The organism is Sphingomonas sp. (assembly GCF_042091075.1).
Lineage (GTDB): Bacteria > Pseudomonadota > Alphaproteobacteria > Sphingomonadales > Sphingomonadaceae > Sphingomonas.
The window spans coordinates 1-14,747 of record NZ_JBELIE010000080.1 but is presented as its reverse complement, the minus strand read 5'-3'; the positions used below and the strand labels follow the sequence as shown (position 1 = coordinate 14,747).

General features: G+C 67.3%; 14 protein-coding genes. 5 read left to right on the top strand and 9 right to left on the bottom strand.

Annotation, left to right across the window (positions count from 1 at the left end):
• The 4 genes from ACFDSW_RS09655 to ACFDSW_RS09640 all read right to left on the bottom strand — a co-directional run.
• On the bottom strand, positions 1-682 hold a 682-nt coding region (locus ACFDSW_RS09655), incomplete at its 3' end, for a nitrilase-related carbon-nitrogen hydrolase (RefSeq protein ID WP_375250078.1).
• Positions 683-763: 81 nt separating this feature from the next.
• A complete protein-coding gene (locus ACFDSW_RS09650; RefSeq protein ID WP_375250077.1) occupies positions 764-2,416 on the bottom strand; it encodes a choline dehydrogenase in 1,653 nt (550 codons plus the stop codon).
• 57 nt (positions 2,417-2,473) lie between these two features.
• On the bottom strand, positions 2,474-3,433 hold the full coding sequence (locus ACFDSW_RS09645; RefSeq protein ID WP_375250076.1) for an NADPH:quinone oxidoreductase family protein: 960 nt from the start codon (positions 3,431-3,433) through the stop codon (positions 2,474-2,476).
• Positions 3,430-4,017 carry a TetR/AcrR family transcriptional regulator gene (locus ACFDSW_RS09640; protein WP_375250075.1) on the bottom strand — a complete coding sequence of 196 codons (588 nt, stop codon included), beginning with the start codon at positions 4,015-4,017 and terminating at the stop codon, positions 3,430-3,432. The genes ACFDSW_RS09645 and ACFDSW_RS09640 overlap by 4 nt, the downstream gene beginning before the upstream one ends.
• 87 nt (positions 4,018-4,104) lie before the next feature.
• Here ACFDSW_RS09640 and ACFDSW_RS09635 point away from each other — a divergent pair, with 87 nt between their 5' ends.
• The 5 genes from ACFDSW_RS09635 (at position 4,105) to ACFDSW_RS09615 (ending at position 10,298) form a co-directional block, all read left to right on the top strand.
• Positions 4,105-5,364 carry an acetyl-CoA C-acetyltransferase gene (locus ACFDSW_RS09635; protein WP_375250074.1) on the top strand — a complete coding sequence of 420 codons (1,260 nt, stop codon included), beginning with the start codon at positions 4,105-4,107 and terminating at the stop codon, positions 5,362-5,364.
• A gap of 77 nt (positions 5,365-5,441) precedes the next feature.
• Positions 5,442-7,004, top strand: a complete 1,563-nt coding sequence (locus tag ACFDSW_RS09630; RefSeq protein WP_375250073.1) for an acyl-CoA synthetase — start codon at positions 5,442-5,444, stop codon at positions 7,002-7,004.
• Positions 7,001-8,590 (top strand): AMP-binding protein, encoded by a 1,590-nt coding sequence (locus ACFDSW_RS09625; protein WP_375250072.1) that lies wholly within the window; start codon positions 7,001-7,003, stop codon positions 8,588-8,590. Before ACFDSW_RS09630 ends, ACFDSW_RS09625 begins: the two co-directional genes overlap by 4 nt.
• A 130-nt stretch (positions 8,591-8,720) precedes the next feature.
• A complete protein-coding gene (locus ACFDSW_RS09620) occupies positions 8,721-9,566 on the top strand; it encodes an RcnB family protein (protein ID WP_375250071.1) in 846 nt (281 codons plus the stop codon).
• A gap of 45 nt (positions 9,567-9,611) precedes the next feature.
• Positions 9,612-10,298, top strand: coding sequence for a prolyl hydroxylase family protein (locus tag ACFDSW_RS09615; protein WP_375250070.1), 687 nt, complete (start codon positions 9,612-9,614; stop codon positions 10,296-10,298).
• 33 nt (positions 10,299-10,331) lie between these two features.
• Here the strand turns inward: ACFDSW_RS09615 and ACFDSW_RS09610 are convergent, their stop codons facing one another.
• The 5 genes from ACFDSW_RS09610 to ACFDSW_RS09590 form a co-directional block, all read right to left on the bottom strand.
• Positions 10,332-11,039, bottom strand: coding sequence for an inner membrane-spanning protein YciB (locus ACFDSW_RS09610; RefSeq protein ID WP_375250069.1), 708 nt, complete (start codon positions 11,037-11,039; stop codon positions 10,332-10,334).
• A complete protein-coding gene (gene ftsY, locus ACFDSW_RS09605) occupies positions 11,036-11,971 on the bottom strand; it encodes a signal recognition particle-docking protein FtsY (protein ID WP_375250068.1) in 936 nt (311 codons plus the stop codon). Before ftsY ends, ACFDSW_RS09610 begins: the two co-directional genes overlap by 4 nt.
• Complete coding sequence (locus ACFDSW_RS09600; protein ID WP_375250067.1) at positions 11,968-13,152, bottom strand: MiaB/RimO family radical SAM methylthiotransferase; 1,185 nt, start codon at positions 13,150-13,152, stop codon at positions 11,968-11,970. Before ACFDSW_RS09600 ends, ftsY begins: the two co-directional genes overlap by 4 nt.
• Before the next feature lie 86 nt (positions 13,153-13,238).
• Positions 13,239-13,727 (bottom strand): transcription elongation factor GreB, encoded by a 489-nt coding sequence (gene greB, locus ACFDSW_RS09595; protein WP_375250066.1) that lies wholly within the window; start codon positions 13,725-13,727, stop codon positions 13,239-13,241.
• Positions 13,728-13,732: 5 nt separating this feature from the next.
• Positions 13,733-14,747, bottom strand: a 1,015-nt coding sequence (locus ACFDSW_RS09590; protein ID WP_375250065.1) for a lytic transglycosylase domain-containing protein, incomplete at its 5' end; no start/stop codon positions are given.

The window sequence follows — 14,747 nt, the reverse complement described above, 5'->3', positions numbered from 1 at the left end:
CCGCGCGGGCCGACTGCGAGGCGGACAGCATCATCCGCTCGCGCGACTTGCCGATCACCACATTGGACGCGGACAGGTTGCAGCAGACCAAGGCCCCCGCCAGCGCGCCGGTAGTGGCGGGCGGGGTGGGGGACCAGTAATCCTCGCAGATTTCCGCGTGGAAGGTGAAATGGGGCAGGTCGCTGGCGGCGAACAGCAGGTCGGTGCCGAAGGGCACAATTGCCTCGCCCAGCTCGATCGTCAGCCCGGTTATCCCCGCACCCGAGGCGAACCAGCGCTTCTCGTAATATTCGCGATAGTTCGGCAGGAATGTCTTGGGTACGACGCCCAATATCCTGCCGCGCGCGATCGCGATCGCGCAATTGTACAGTCGGCCGTTACGCTGCAGCGCCGCTCCGACCAGCAGGACGGAGCGTAGCGGCTCACTCGCGATCCGCACCGCCTCGATCGCCGCCCGTACCGCCCGCTGCGACGCGCTTTGCAGATGCAGGTCATCGATCGCATAGGAACTGAGGTTCAGCTCCGGATACACCACCAGGTCGACTGCCCGCCGATCCGCCTCCTGCGCCAGGGCGATGGTGGCATCGGCATTGCGTGCCGGGTCCCCCACGGTGGCGAGCGGTTGCGCGGCGGCGACCCGCAGCATGCGGTGATGGTGCAGCGAGGCGAATGACGGCTTCATGCGCGACGGGTTACCCCCAACCGGCGCCGGATGCCACCGTCGCGCTGGGCAGGCGGGGCAGGGCTGTTTGCCCCGCGCGCGTCACGCGGCGACGCGCTGGGGTGGGGAATCGCCTCCTTCGGTGGATCGCTGCGGTCGCTGCCCGCGGATCATGTCGGCGGCTTTCTCCGCGATCATGATCGTCGGTGCGTTGGTGTTGGAGCCGACCAGTGTCGGCATCACCGAGGCGTCGACGACCCTCAGCCCCTCCACGCCGCGCACCCGCAATTGCGGATCGACCACCGCCATCGCATCGCCGTCCGCGCCCATCCGGCACGTGCCGACGGGGTGGTAGATCGTCTCGGCGGAGCGGCGCACCCAGGCGTCGATCTCCTCGTCGGTGCGGACCGAGGCGCCGGGAAACAGTTCATTCGCGCGATACGGATCCAGCGCATGCTGGCTGGCGACGTCGCGGCCGATCTTGACGCACGCGCGCATCACACGGCGATCCTCCGGCGATGCCAGGTAGTTGGCGTAGATCAGCGGGTCGGCAAGCGGATCGCCGGATGCGGCCACGATCCGGCCACGGCTTTCGGGGCGAAGCTGACACAGGTGCAACGAGATACCGTCCTGATTGACGCGCACCTTGCCGTGTTCGCGCATCACCGCCAGCACGCCGTGGATCTGCACATCAGGGCGCGACAGACCTTCGCGCGAGCAGACGAACGCGCCCGATTCGAGGAATTGCTGCCGCCCGAGGCCCTGGCCGCGCAACAGATAGTTCAACCCGGTCTTCAGCTGCGCCAGCCCGCGCGTAGCGGAAAAGGCGGTCACCAGCCCGCGTGTCGACCAGTTCATGATGACGTCGAGGTGATCCTGCAGATTTTCCCCGACGCCGGGCAGGGCATGCACGGTGGCGATGCCCGCCGCGCGCAGCCGCTCGGGATCGCCGATCCCCGATAGCTGCAACAAATGCGGGCTCTGCACCGCGCCCGCGCACAGCAGCACCTCGCCGGCGACGTCGACCCGCTGCGGCGTCTTGCCGCGCAGGAATTCCACCGCCACCGCCCGCCCGCGCTCGACGACGATGCGGGTGGTGCGCGCGGCGGTGATCACGGTCAGATTGCGACGCCCCAGGACGGGGCGCAGATAGGCCGCGGCCGTCGACCAGCGGCTGCCGTCGGCGATCGTCAGGTCATAGCGGCCGAAGCCTTCCTGCGACGCGCCGTTGAAATCCGGGGTGACGGGATAGCCCGCTTGCCGCCCCGCGTCGATCAGCGCATCGTGAAACGGGCTGTCGCTTTCGCCGGCGGAGATCGACAGCGGCCCGCTGGCACCGTGCAGCCCGCCGCATTCGCCGCGATGATGCCCTTCCAGCTTGCGGAAATACGGCAGCACATCGTCCCACGACCAGCCGGTCAGCCCCATCTGGCGCCAATCGTCATAATCCTGCGGATGGCCGCGCATATAGATCATGCCGTTGATCGCGGACGATCCACCCAGCCCTTTGCCGCGTGGCCACCACAGCCGGCGATTGTCCACGTGCGGTTCCGGCTCGGTCCAGAAACCCCAATTGTGCTTGTTCTTGCTCTTGATGAGATTGCCGACCCCGGCGGGCATGCGGACCAGCAGATCCTTGTTGGCGCCGCCCGCCTCCAGCAGGCACACGCTGGCGGCGGGATCCTCGCTCAGTCGCGCGGCGAGCGCGCAGCCCGCCGAGCCGCCACCGATGATGACATAATCGTATCCGGCCATCGTTCCTCTCCATCACGCCGGCCCGCTCGTCACGGCAGGTCCGGCCCTATCCATCTGTTACGGGATCAGCGCGATCTTCCCGATCATTTCGCTGCGCTCCATCGCGCGGAAAGCATCCTGCCAGCGATCGAGCGGATATTCGGCGTGGACGCGCGGGCGGATCCGCCCCGCCTCCGCCATCGCCCAGATCGCCTCCTGGTTCTCTCGTCCGCGTTCGGGGAACTGCCGCCCGTATTCGCCCGCCCGCACCCCGATCACCGAAAATCCCTTGATCAGCGGCATGTTGGTCGAAACGCTGGCGATCCGTCCCGACGTGAAGCCGACCACCAGCAAGCGCCCGCCGAACGCGATGCAGCGCACCGACTCATCAAAGACGTCGCCGCCGACCGGATCATAGATCACGTCCGCGCCACCGCCGGTGATCTCTTTCAAGCGCTCGCGGAAGCCCGGTGCGACCAATGCCGCGTCGACGCCATATTGGTCCGCGACGATCGCCAGCTTCTGCGCCGAGCGCGACGTGGCGATCACCCTAGCGCCGAGTGCTTTCGCCAAATCCACCGCCGCCAGCCCGACGCCGCCGGTCGCGCCGTGCACCACCACCCATTCATCGGGCTGAAGGTTCGCCAGCCGCACCAACGCCACATAGGCGGTGAGATACGCCGTGCCGACCCCGGCGGCCTTGGCATAGGAGAGATGGGCTGGCTTGCGGCGAACCGATCCGGCATCGACCGCCACCCGTTCGGCAAAACCCCCCACCCGCATGCCCGCGACCACCGCGCTGCCGGGTGCGAATCCTTCGCCCGCGATCACGTCGCCGGCGATTTCCATTCCCGGCGTGAAGGGCAGCGGCGGCTTTAGCTGATAGTCGCCGCGCGTCATCAGCAAGTCGGGAAAGTTGAGTGCCGCCGCGCGGACGCGGATGAGCACCTGATCCGCGCGAAGGATCGGCTCGGGCCGGTCCATCAGCGCCGTGCCCGACAGATCGGGTGACAGCGCGGAGACCTGCAGCGACCTCATCGGCCGGGCTGTTCCGGCCGCGCGGTCATGATCGAAAGCAGATGATCGAATACCGATGACATATCGAGATGCGGGGCATGGACCTTGCTGAGCCCGAGCGTGATCAAGCCATAGGCGCGGATGTCCGCATCCGCGCGATCGAAGCCCGCCGCGGTGAGGCAACGCGCCAGAAAGTCCAGCATCAGCAAATCGTGGCGTTCCACCGCGCGCCGTGCCCGCTCGTCGCTCTCCGCCCAGGCGCGCATCGCGATCGCCAGCCGTGACGAACCGCGCCGCCGCACCGTCTGTCCCAGCAGGCGGATGCGATCGATCGGGTCGGCGGTGGCGCGTTCGAGTGCGTCGATCAGATCGCTGATCTGCGCTTCCGCGAAATAGGTCGCCAATTGCCCCTGATAGGCGTCGAAGTCGGCGAAATGATGATAGAAGCTGCCGGTCGAAACGCGCAATTCCTCCGCCAGCGGCCGCAGCTTCAGCGCCTTCAGCCCGCCACGACGGAGCAGCGACTGCCCCGCCTCCAGCCAGTCACGCGGGGTGAGATCCGGCACCCGTTGAGAAGCCGGGGCGGGTGGGGACACGCTTGACATCGCTTCGACCATAACGAAGGTTATGCCGGAACTCGGCGGGGGTAAAGAGGCGTCCGCCGCACGGTATCGGGAATGGAGAATATCATCATGGCAGAGGCCTATATTATCGACGCGGTGCGAACGCCGCGCGGGATCGGGAAGCAGGGCAAGGGTGCGCTGGCGGACCTGCATCCGCAGCATCTGGCTGCCACGGTGCTCAAGGCGATCAAGGAACGCAACAACATCGACACCGCCGAAGTGGACGACATCATCTGGTCGACCTCCACGCAGCGTGGCAAGCAGGGCGGTGACCTTGGCCGGATGGCGGCGCTCGATGCCGGTTATGACGTCACGGCGTCTGGCACGACGCTCGATCGCTTCTGCGGCGGCGGCATCACCGCGGTAAGTTTCGCCGCCGCGCAGATCATGAGCGGGATGGAAGACCTGGTGATCGCGGGTGGCACCGAGATGATGAGCCTTACCGCCGCGATGTCGCAGGAGGATATGGAGAGCGGCAAGCCGATCCTCGGCATGGGCTCCGGCAACGAGCGCCTGGATCTGAGCCATCCGCAAAGCCATCAGGGCGTGTGCGGCGATGCGATCGCCAGCATGGAAGGAATCTCGCGCGAGGAACTCGATGCCCTGGGGCTCGAGAGCCAGCGCAAGGCGGATGTGGCGATCAAAGAAGGCCGTTTCGCGCGCTCGATCGTGCCGGTCACCGACGATGCCGGCCAGGTCGTGCTCGACCGCGACGAATATCCCCGCCCGCAAACCACTGCGGAGGGGCTGGCCAGCCTGAAACCGTCGTTCGCGGCGATTGCTGATGTACCGTACAACAAGAACGGCGATACGTTCCGCAAGCAGATCAACCGCCGATATCCCGATCTGGAGATCCAGCATGTCCACCATGCGGGCAATTCGTCGGGCGTGGTCGACGGTGCGGCGGCGGTGCTGCTGGCATCCAAGGATTATGCCGAGAAGCATGGGCTGAAGCCGCGCGCGCGCATCGTCGCGACCGCGAACATCGGCGACGATCCCACGCTGATGCTCAATGCCCCGGTCCCGGCGGCGAAGAAGGTGCTGGCGAAAGCCGGACTGACCAAGGACGATATCGATCTGTGGGAGATCAACGAGGCGTTCGCGGTGGTCGCGGAGAAGTTCATGCGCGACCTCGACCTCGATCGGTCCAAGGTGAACGTCAACGGCGGGTCGATTGCGCTGGGCCATCCGATCGGTGCGACCGGCGCGATCCTGATCGGCACCGTGGTCGACGAACTGGAGCGCCAGAACAAGCGCTATGGGCTGGTGACGATGTGTGCGGCGGGCGGGATGGCGCCCGCGATCATCGTGGAGCGCATCGACGCCTGATCGCGATACCGCGCGCTGACTGCCACCGGGACCGCGCATGAGACGCGGCCCGGTGGAATGCGAACAGGAGAGAGACGATGCTGCACCCGGCCGCGCATGCCAGGACCACCCCGGACAAGCCCGCCTATATCATGGCCGGGTCGGGGGAAGTGGTAACGTACGGCGAACTGGAGCGCCGCGCCAATCAGGGTGCGCAGCTGATCCGGGCGCATGGCCTGAAGCGCGGCGACGGCATCGCGGTGATGATGGACAATTCGGCCCGCTATCTTGAGATCATGTGGGCGGCGGAGCGGACCGGCGTCTATTGCACCTGCATCTCCTCGAAGCTGAGCGTCGCCGAGGCGGAATATATCATCCGCGACGGCGATTGCCGGATGCTGATCGTGTCACGCGGGACGGCCGCGTGCGCGCGCGAGCTGCTGCCGTTGATCGACGACGTGCAGCGCTACATCGTCGATACCGACCTGGAGGGTTTCGCGCGTTTCGAAACCGCTCGTGACGCGATGCCGGACGGGCCGATCGCGGATCCGTCATCCGGGGGCACGATGCTCTATTCCTCGGGCACCACCGGCAAACCCAAAGGCGTCAAGCATCCGCTCTCCAGCCAGCCGTTCGGGGAGAACCTCAGCCCGCTGGTGCCGCTGGGGCAGGCACTTTACGATTTCTCTCCCGAGATGGTCTATCTCAGCCCGGCGCCGCTGTATCATGCCGCGCCGCTGCGCTGGTCGATGGCGGTGCAGCAACTCGGCGGCACCGTGATCGTGATGGAGCGGTTCGATCCCGAGAAGGCGCTGGAATATATCGAGCGCTATCGCGTCACCCATGCGCAATGGGTGCCGACGCACTTCATCCGCATGCTGAAACTGCCGCCGGAGGTTCGCGCGCGCTACGACATGTCTTCGCTGCGGGCGGTATGGCATGCGGCGGCACCATGTCCGATTCCCGTCAAGGAACGGATGATCGAATGGTGGGGGCCGATCATCGGCGAATATTATGCCGGTACCGAGGGCAACGGCTTCCACGCGATCAGCGCCGGTGAGTGGCTGACGCACAAGGGATCGGTCGGCCGTAATCTCACGACGATCACGCATATCTGCGACGACGACGGCGAGGAGGTGCCGCCGCGCACCGAAGGCGTGATCTATTTCGAGAGCCCGACCGGCAGCGCCGGTTTCAGCTACCATAATGATCCCGCCAAGACGCGCGATTCGACCAATGCACACGGCTGGACCACGCTGGGAGATGTTGGCTGGATTGACGAGGAGGGCTATCTGTACCTCACCGATCGCAAGAGTTTCATGATCATTTCCGGCGGGGTGAACATCTATCCCGCCGAGATCGAAAACCTGCTGGTCACGCATCCCGAGGTGGCGGACGTCGCGGTGATCGGCGCGCCGCACGAAGAAATGGGCGAAGAGGTGGTCGCGATCGTCCAGCCGCGTGATCCCGCCGCGGCCGGGCCGGCGCTGGCGGCGGAACTGACCGCCTTCGCACGCGCGCATCTGTCGCACGTCAAGACGCCGCGCCGGATCGATTTCCGGGCCGAACTGCCACGGCATGAGACCGGCAAGCTCTACAAGCGGCTGTTGCGCGACGAATATTGGGGCAAGACGACTTTGGTCGGCGGTGTGGCGGCGTGAGTTTCAACTTCGGCGACATGATCGAGGCAGTGGAGCGCGCGATCCCCACCGATCGCGTAGCGCTGGCGCATGGCGATCAAGTCGTCTCGTGGGGCGAGTTGACGCGCCGTTCCAACAATCTGGCACGCGCGCTGATCGCTCGCGGGCTTGCCCCCGGCGAGCGGTTCGCCTTTTATGCCTATAATTCCGCGGATTATCTGATCGCGTTGATCGCATGCTGGAAAGCGCGCGGCACGCATGTCAACGTCAACTATCGCTACGTGGCCGACGAACTGGCCTATATCCTGGCCGATAGCGACGCCACCGTGCTGGTCTATGATGCGCGATTGCGCGCAGCGGTGGCGCGGGTGCTGCCGGGCGCGCCACTGCTGCGCAGCGTGGTCGAGATGGGTGGCGCCGGCGACCCGCCCGATTTCGCGGAGCGCTTCGACGATCTGTGCGCCGGCGATGGCGCCGCGCTGACACTGATGCGCGATCCGGCGGATCGTTTCTTCATCTATACCGGCGGTACCACCGGCATGCCCAAGGGCGTGATTTGGACGCATGCCGATCTCAACGCGATCGGGCTGGCGGTCGCCGCGACCCAGGGGTTGCCGGTGCCGGCCACCGTGGAGGAAGCGGCAACCTTCGCCGCTGCCAATCCGGATTACCCGCGCACCGTTTGCGGACCGCCGCTGATGCACGGCACCGGGCTGCTATCGTCCTATGGCACGCTGCTCGCCGGTGGCATGGTGGCGACATTGCCCTCCGCCAGTTATCGCGCCGACGAGGCGCTCGATGCGATCGATCGCTGGCGCGCCAACCGGCTGGTCGTCGTCGGCGACGCCTTCGTCCGGCCGATCCTCGATTCGCTCGATCGGGAACCCGGCCGTTGGGACGTGTCGTCGGTGCGGCTGATCACCTCGTCGGGGGTGATGTGGACCCAGGCCGTCAAGGATGAGTTGCTGCGCCATATGCCGCAGGCGATCTGCCAGGACAATTTCAGTTCGTCCGAGGCGATCGGCATGGGCGCCGCGGTGACGACGCGCGACGGCACGGTGGAGACGGCACGCTTCATGACCGGGGCGCGCTGTCGCGTTCTGGACGATGACGATCGTGACGTGGTGCCCGGCTCCGATGTGACCGGCAAGGTGGTGCTTGGGCCGCCGGGTCCCCTCGGCTACCATAAGGATCCGGAGAAAAGCGCCCGCACCTTCCGCATCATCGATGGGGTTCGCTACACCGTCTCGGGTGACGTTGCGAAGGTGAAGGCGGATGGCTCGCTGCTGCTGCTCGGTCGTGGCTCCGGATGCATCGTCTCGGCCGGAGAGAAGATTTTCGCGGAGGAAGTCGAGGAGGCGCTGAAATTGTGCCCCGGCGTCGCCGATGCGCTGGTGTTCGGCACGCCCGATCCGCGCTGGGGACAATCGGTCAGCGCGGTGGTGCAGGCGGACGCATTCAATGAAGCCGCGATTCGCGCCCGATTGCGGCGACACCTGGCGGGCTACAAACTGCCCAAACGAATGGTGGCGACGGGGGAAAGCCTGCGGGCCGCCAACGGCAAGGCCGATTATGCCAAGGCGCGGGCGCTATACGACGCGGGCTAGCGGGGCACAAAGCTGTCGCTTCGCTGACACCGTGGTTCAGCGACCATTCTTCGTTGCCGGTGCATAACCGCACTATCGCAGGGCCGGCTCGTGCGCCGGCGGATGGAAAGACCCGACGATGATGAAGGCGATGGTGACGGCCCTGATGTCCGCGGTCGCGATGATGCCCGCGCTCGCTTCGGCGCAGGAAGGCCCGCGGCGGGAGGGGGAGCGTGGCCCCCGGTTCGAGCAGGGCGCGCCGCGCCCCGAGCGCGGCGGCGATGGCGGCGGCTGGCGACGCCGCGATGACGCGCCCCGGCCGCGCCCTGCCGCGCCGGCGACGCAGCCCTCCGACGGCGGCTGGCAGCGCTCCGATCGCGCGCCGCGCGCCGATGCGGGCAACGCCGGTGGCTGGCAGCGTCCGACCTGGGTGCGTCCGGACCGGCCGGAGGGTGGCTTTCGCCGGCCTGACCGCGATCGCGGCACCGAGCGTCCACGCCCGCCGGAGGCGGATGCGTCGCGCGGCGAATGGCGCAGCGAACGCCGCGACGGCGACGATCGACGCGCGGTCGATCCGCGCCGCGCCGGGCAATGGGGCGCGTGGTCGAGCGGGCGAGCCGATGCGGGCCGCGACTGGCGCGACGGCGATCGTGGTGGCTGGAACCAGGGTCGTTGGGGGCAAGGGCAATGGAACCGCGGCTGGCGTGACGACCGGCGCTATGACTGGAACCGCTACCGGGCGGAGAATCGCTTCGCCTACCGCCTGCCGCGCTATTACGCGCCGTACGGGTGGAGCCGCGGCTATCAGCGCTTCTCGGTCGGCATCCGGCTGGCGCCGGTGCTGTTCGGGCAAAGCTACTGGATCGACGATCCATGGTCGTACCGGCTGCCCGACGCTTATGGGCCGTACCGCTGGATCCGCTATTACGACGACGCGCTGCTGGTCGACGTCTACAGCGGCCAGGTGGTCGACGTGATCTACGGCATCTTCTGGTGATGCCGGACGCTTGAAGAAAGGGCCATGCTGCGCGAAGGCGGCGGCATGGCCCTGACGACGCATATCCCCGGTCCCCCTTCCAGTGAGCGCGCCGCGATCGGCCGCCACGTATCGGCGCGCCTCGATGCCGATCCACGCATGCAGCGATTGCCGAGCGACGCGGTGCAGGCGTATCGCTGTATCGACTTCCTCGACGCCGCGAATTGCGACTGGCTGGTGCAGGTGATCGATTCCAACCGGCGGCCGTCGACACTGCTGACCGATCGTGGATTGGGCGCGAACCGCACCAGCGAAAGTTGCGATATGGATCGCCATGCCGATGGCATCCGCCAGATCGACCGCTATATCGCCGACAGCCTTGGTATTCCGCCTGACTATGGCGAAACCATGCAGGGGCAGCGCTACGCCCCGTCGCAGCATTTCCGCGCGCATCACGATTATTTCCACCAGGGCGAAAGCTATTGGCCGCGGATGCAGGCGTCCGGTGGGCAGCGGACCTGGACCGCGATGATCTATCTCAACGACGTCGAGGAAGGGGGCGCCACCTGGTTTCCGCAGGCGGGCCTGCGGGTCGCGCCGCGCAAGGGCCTGTTGCTCGCATGGAACAACATGGCGCCGGACGGCAGCCCGAATACCAGGACCCTGCATGAAGGGATGCCGGTCGTCGAAGGTACGAAATACATCATCACGAAATGGTTTCGCGAAAGCCCGTGGGGCACGCGACCCTCATGACCCGAACGCCGGGGGCGTGGATCGCGTGCGGGATCAGCCCTCCGGCGGCACCGGCGGCTCCTCGCCCAGCGTCAGGCCGTGGCGCATCAGCATCGGAACGTTGGCGACCGCGAACAGCAACGTCAGCGGGATCACCACCCACAGCTTGTAGATCGCCCACAGGTCCCATCCGCGCGTCGCGCCGTAGATCGTGGCGGCGCCGCGCCAGACCGTTTCGTTGAGCACTGCCATGCCAGCGAAGAACCACATCCAGTTGAGCGTCAGTCGCCGCCAGCCGGCTTCGCGCAGGCCCGGATAGGCGCTTCCCATCAATTGCTGGAGCAAGGGACGCCCGGTGGCGACACCGAAACCCAGCACCGCCGCCAGCAGCAGATAGACGATCGTCGGCTTCATCTGAATGAAGCGCGGATCGCGGAAATACATCGTCAGGCCGCCGAACACGATGACCAGCCCGGCGGAAATCAGCAACATCGGCGGGACGCGCCCCAGCTTCGCGCGCGCCAGGGCGAGCGCGGCGATGCTCGCGATGACAAAGACCGCGGTGGCCAGGATCACGCGCGCCATCAGCAGCGCCTCGACCTGGTTCATCGTCGACAGCATCGGTGTGAATTGCGCGACGATGCGCCGTGCGGTTTCGGCGGGGACGAGGAAATTGGCGATGAAGAATAACGCCAGCGGTCCATAGTCGACCGCTGCGCGGATTCCGGCGCCGCCGTCCTTATGCTCGGCTGGCGCGTTCATCGGCCGCGCCCCGCATCGTCGACGCCCGCGATGATACGGCTTACCTCATGGGGATCGAAGGGGCGCAGGTCGTCCATCTGCTCCCCGACGCCGATGGCATGGATCGGCAGGCCGTAGCGCTCCGCCGCCGCGACCAGAACGCCGCCGCGCGCGGTGCCGTCCAGCTTGGTCATCACCAGTCCGGTAACGCCCGCCACTTCCTTGAAGACCTCGATCTGGTTGAGCGCATTCTGGCCGGTGGTGGCGTCCAGCACGAGCAACACGTCATGCGGTGCCGCCGGGTTCAACCGTCCAAGGACGCGGCGGATCTTCGCCAATTCGTCCATCAGCTCGCGCTTGTTCTGCAATCGCCCGGCGGTGTCGACGATCAGCACGTCGGTGCCGATCGCGGTCGCCTGCTTCACCGCGTCCCACACCAGCCCGGCGGCATCGCCGCCCTCCGGCCCGGTGACGATCGGCACGCCGATCCGCTCCGCCCAGGTCTTCAGCTGGCCGATCGCGGCGGCGCGGAACGTATCGCCCGCCGCCAGCATCACCTGATAGTCCTGTTCCAGAAACAGATGCGCCAGCTTGGCGATCGTCGTCGTCTTGCCCGACCCGTTGACGCCGATCACTAGCACCACCTGCGGTCGGGGGAAGGCGTCGATGCCGATCGGGCGGGCTACCTGACGCAGCACCTTCTCCACCTCTTCCGCCACGACGAGGCGGATGCCCAGTTCCTCCATGTTGCGCTCGAACAGGCCCTCCGCCAGCCGCTGGCGCACGCGCCCCGCGGTTTCGGGGCCGAGGTCGGACGCGATCAGCGCCTCCTCCACCTCGTCGAGCGTCGCCTCGTCGAGACGCGCCCCGCCCAGGCCCGCGAGATTACCGACCAGCCGGTCGGAGGTGCGGCGAAACCCGCCCAGCAGCTTGTCGTGCCAGCTCGTACTCATGCGATGATCGTTCCGGTCAGGTGGTCGGCGGCGGCGGCGGTGATCGTCACACCTGTCACCTGGCCGACGGGATAGGAGGAGGCGAGACGCACCTCGGCAAAGTCGGGAGTGTGCCCGCGCGTTCCCGGCCGCTCCACCAGCACCTGCTGGACGCTGCCGATCTGCGAGCGCAGCCGCCGCGACAGCAAGGCGGCGCTCTCGGCGCGCAATCGTGCGGCGCGGTCGCGCGCGACCGCGGGATCGACCTGCGGCATGCGCGCCGCCGGGGTGCCGCGACGCGGCGAATAGGGGAAGACGTGCGCGTGGGTGATCTCACCTTCCGCGATCATCGCCAGCGTATTGGCGAACATCGCATCGTCCTCGGTCGGGAAACCGGCGATCAGGTCCGCGCCGATCGCGATCTCCGCCCGCGCCGCCTTGAGTCGCTCGATCAACCGCAGGGCTTCCGCCCGGCGATGCCGCCGCCGCATCCGCTTGAGCACCAGATCGTCTCCCGCCTGCAGCGACAGATGCACATGCGGCATCACACGCGCCTCCTGCGTCAGCAGGGCGAACAGCGCCTCGTCGATCGCATGCGGGTCGAGCGACGACAGCCGCAGGCGCTCCAGCCCGGGCACCTGGACCAGCAATCGCTCGACCAGCACCGCCAGGCCCGCGCCGTGATCGTCATAGCTGGCAAGGTCGACGCCCGAGAGGATCACCTCCCGTTGCCCCGCCGCGACCAGCGCGGCGATCCGGGCGATCACATCGGCAATCGGATCGGCGCGGTTGGCGCCGCGCCCCTGCGGGATCGCGCAGAAGGTGCAATGGTGATCGCAGCCATTCTGCACGCCGACGAACGCACGCGTCACCCCGCCGGGGCGGACGGCGTTCGGCCGCGCCCCCCAACTGGCGGGCAGCAGCTTGACGCTATTGCCCACGATACGGTCAATCTCGGGCATCGCGCCGAAAGCGTCGGGCTCCATCGCGACGGCGCAGCCCGTGACGATCAGTTCGGCGTCGGGGCGGCGACGACGCAACCGCCGGATCGTCGCGCGCGTGTCCTTCAATGCCTGTTGCGTGACGCCGCACGAATTGACGATCGCGGTTCCTGCGCCGGCGAGCTGCCGGATCGTATCGCTTTCGGCGATGTTGAGGCGGCAGCCGAGCGTCACGATCTCGGGCTGGGGGCTGGCGGACATGGCGCGCGATCTAGTCGCCCGTGGTGCGTTAGTCGAGGGTGGGGTGGCATCGCGTCCGTCCCCTTCGTTCTGCCATCGCATCGCCGTCAAGGCGGCGGCGGATAGCTGATCGCGATCACCTCATAGTCGCGGTCGCCTGCGGGCAGCGTAACACGGCGCAGGTCACCCACCGCCGCCCCGCGCAGCGCGCGCGCCAGCGGCGCGTTCCAGCCGATCCGCCCCGCGCCCGCGTCGGTTTCATCATCGCCGACCAGCGTCAGCGCGCGGTGGCGATCATCCTCGTCCGCGATCGTCACGCTGGCGCCGAACCACACGCGCGAGCGATCCTCCTGCCGGGCGGGGTCGACCACGCGCGCGGCCTTCATCCGCCGCGACAGGAAGCCGAGCCGGCGGTCGATCTCGCGCAGTCGCTTCCGCCCGTAGATATAGTCGCCGTTTTCCGATCGGTCGCCGTTGCCCGCCGCCCAGGCGATCGTCTCCACCAGGGCGGGGCGCTCGGTAGCGAACAATTTGTGATATTCCTCACTAAGCGCGGCATAGCCGGCGGGCGTGATGTAATTGGGTCGATCGCTCATCGTCGTCATCCGGCGCGACTGCGGCCGAGATACCAGCTCAGGTTGTTCGGCCCCCGGCTGCGCGCGCGCGACGGGTTCATCAAGTCGTAGACGACCGCGTTTTCCAGCACGCGCTGCACGTAGTTACGGGTTTCCATATACGGGATCGCCTCGACCCAATCGACCACGTCGACCGCGCCGGTGCGGGGATCGCCGTTGGCGCGCAGCCATTTGTTCACGTTGCCGGGCCCGGCGTTATACGCCGCGATCGCCAGCGGGTAGCTGCCATATTGATTGAAGATGCGCTGAAAATAGCTGGAGCCGAGCTGGATGTTGTAGCTCGTGTCGCTGGTCAGGCGGCCGGCGTCGTAGGACAGGCCCAGCTTGCCCGATTGCTCCCGCGCGGTGGCGGGCATCAGCTGCATCAGCCCGCTGGCGCCGACCGGGCTGCGCGCGGCGCGGTCGAACTGGCTTTCCTGCCGCGCGACGGCGTGGATCATCGTCCACTGATCCTCGTAACCCGATGGCACGGTCACGGTGGGGAAGCCGATCGCGCTATATTCGGGCAGGCCGTTCTGCATCGCGCTGCGCGCCACCAGCACGCCGAGATCGGGGCGTCGCAGCGTGCGCGACAGCTCGTTGGCCAGATAATGATCGGTATCGCTCGTCGCATCGGCGGCGATCTGTCGGACGAAGGCGGTCTGATCCTGATATTGACCCGCCTGGCCGAGGAATTGCGCGGCGCGCACCACTTCGCGCGCGAAGAATGCGTTGCGCGCGGCGGTCGGGATGACGGGGTTGGGGGCGGGTGGCGGCGCGGTCAGTGGGCGGCCGAGATGCTCGATCGCGAGCTGTCCGTAATATTGATCGCGATAGCCCGCGGTCTGTTCGAACAGCGCGCGCGCATCCGGCTGGCCGGCGCGCTCCGCGGCGCGCGCCGCCCAGTAAAAGCCCTTGGCGCGGGTCTGCGGTGCCTGACTGCCCCGGCCATAGCGTTCGAACATCGCGCGCGCATCGGCGGGGCGGTTGATCTTCAACGCA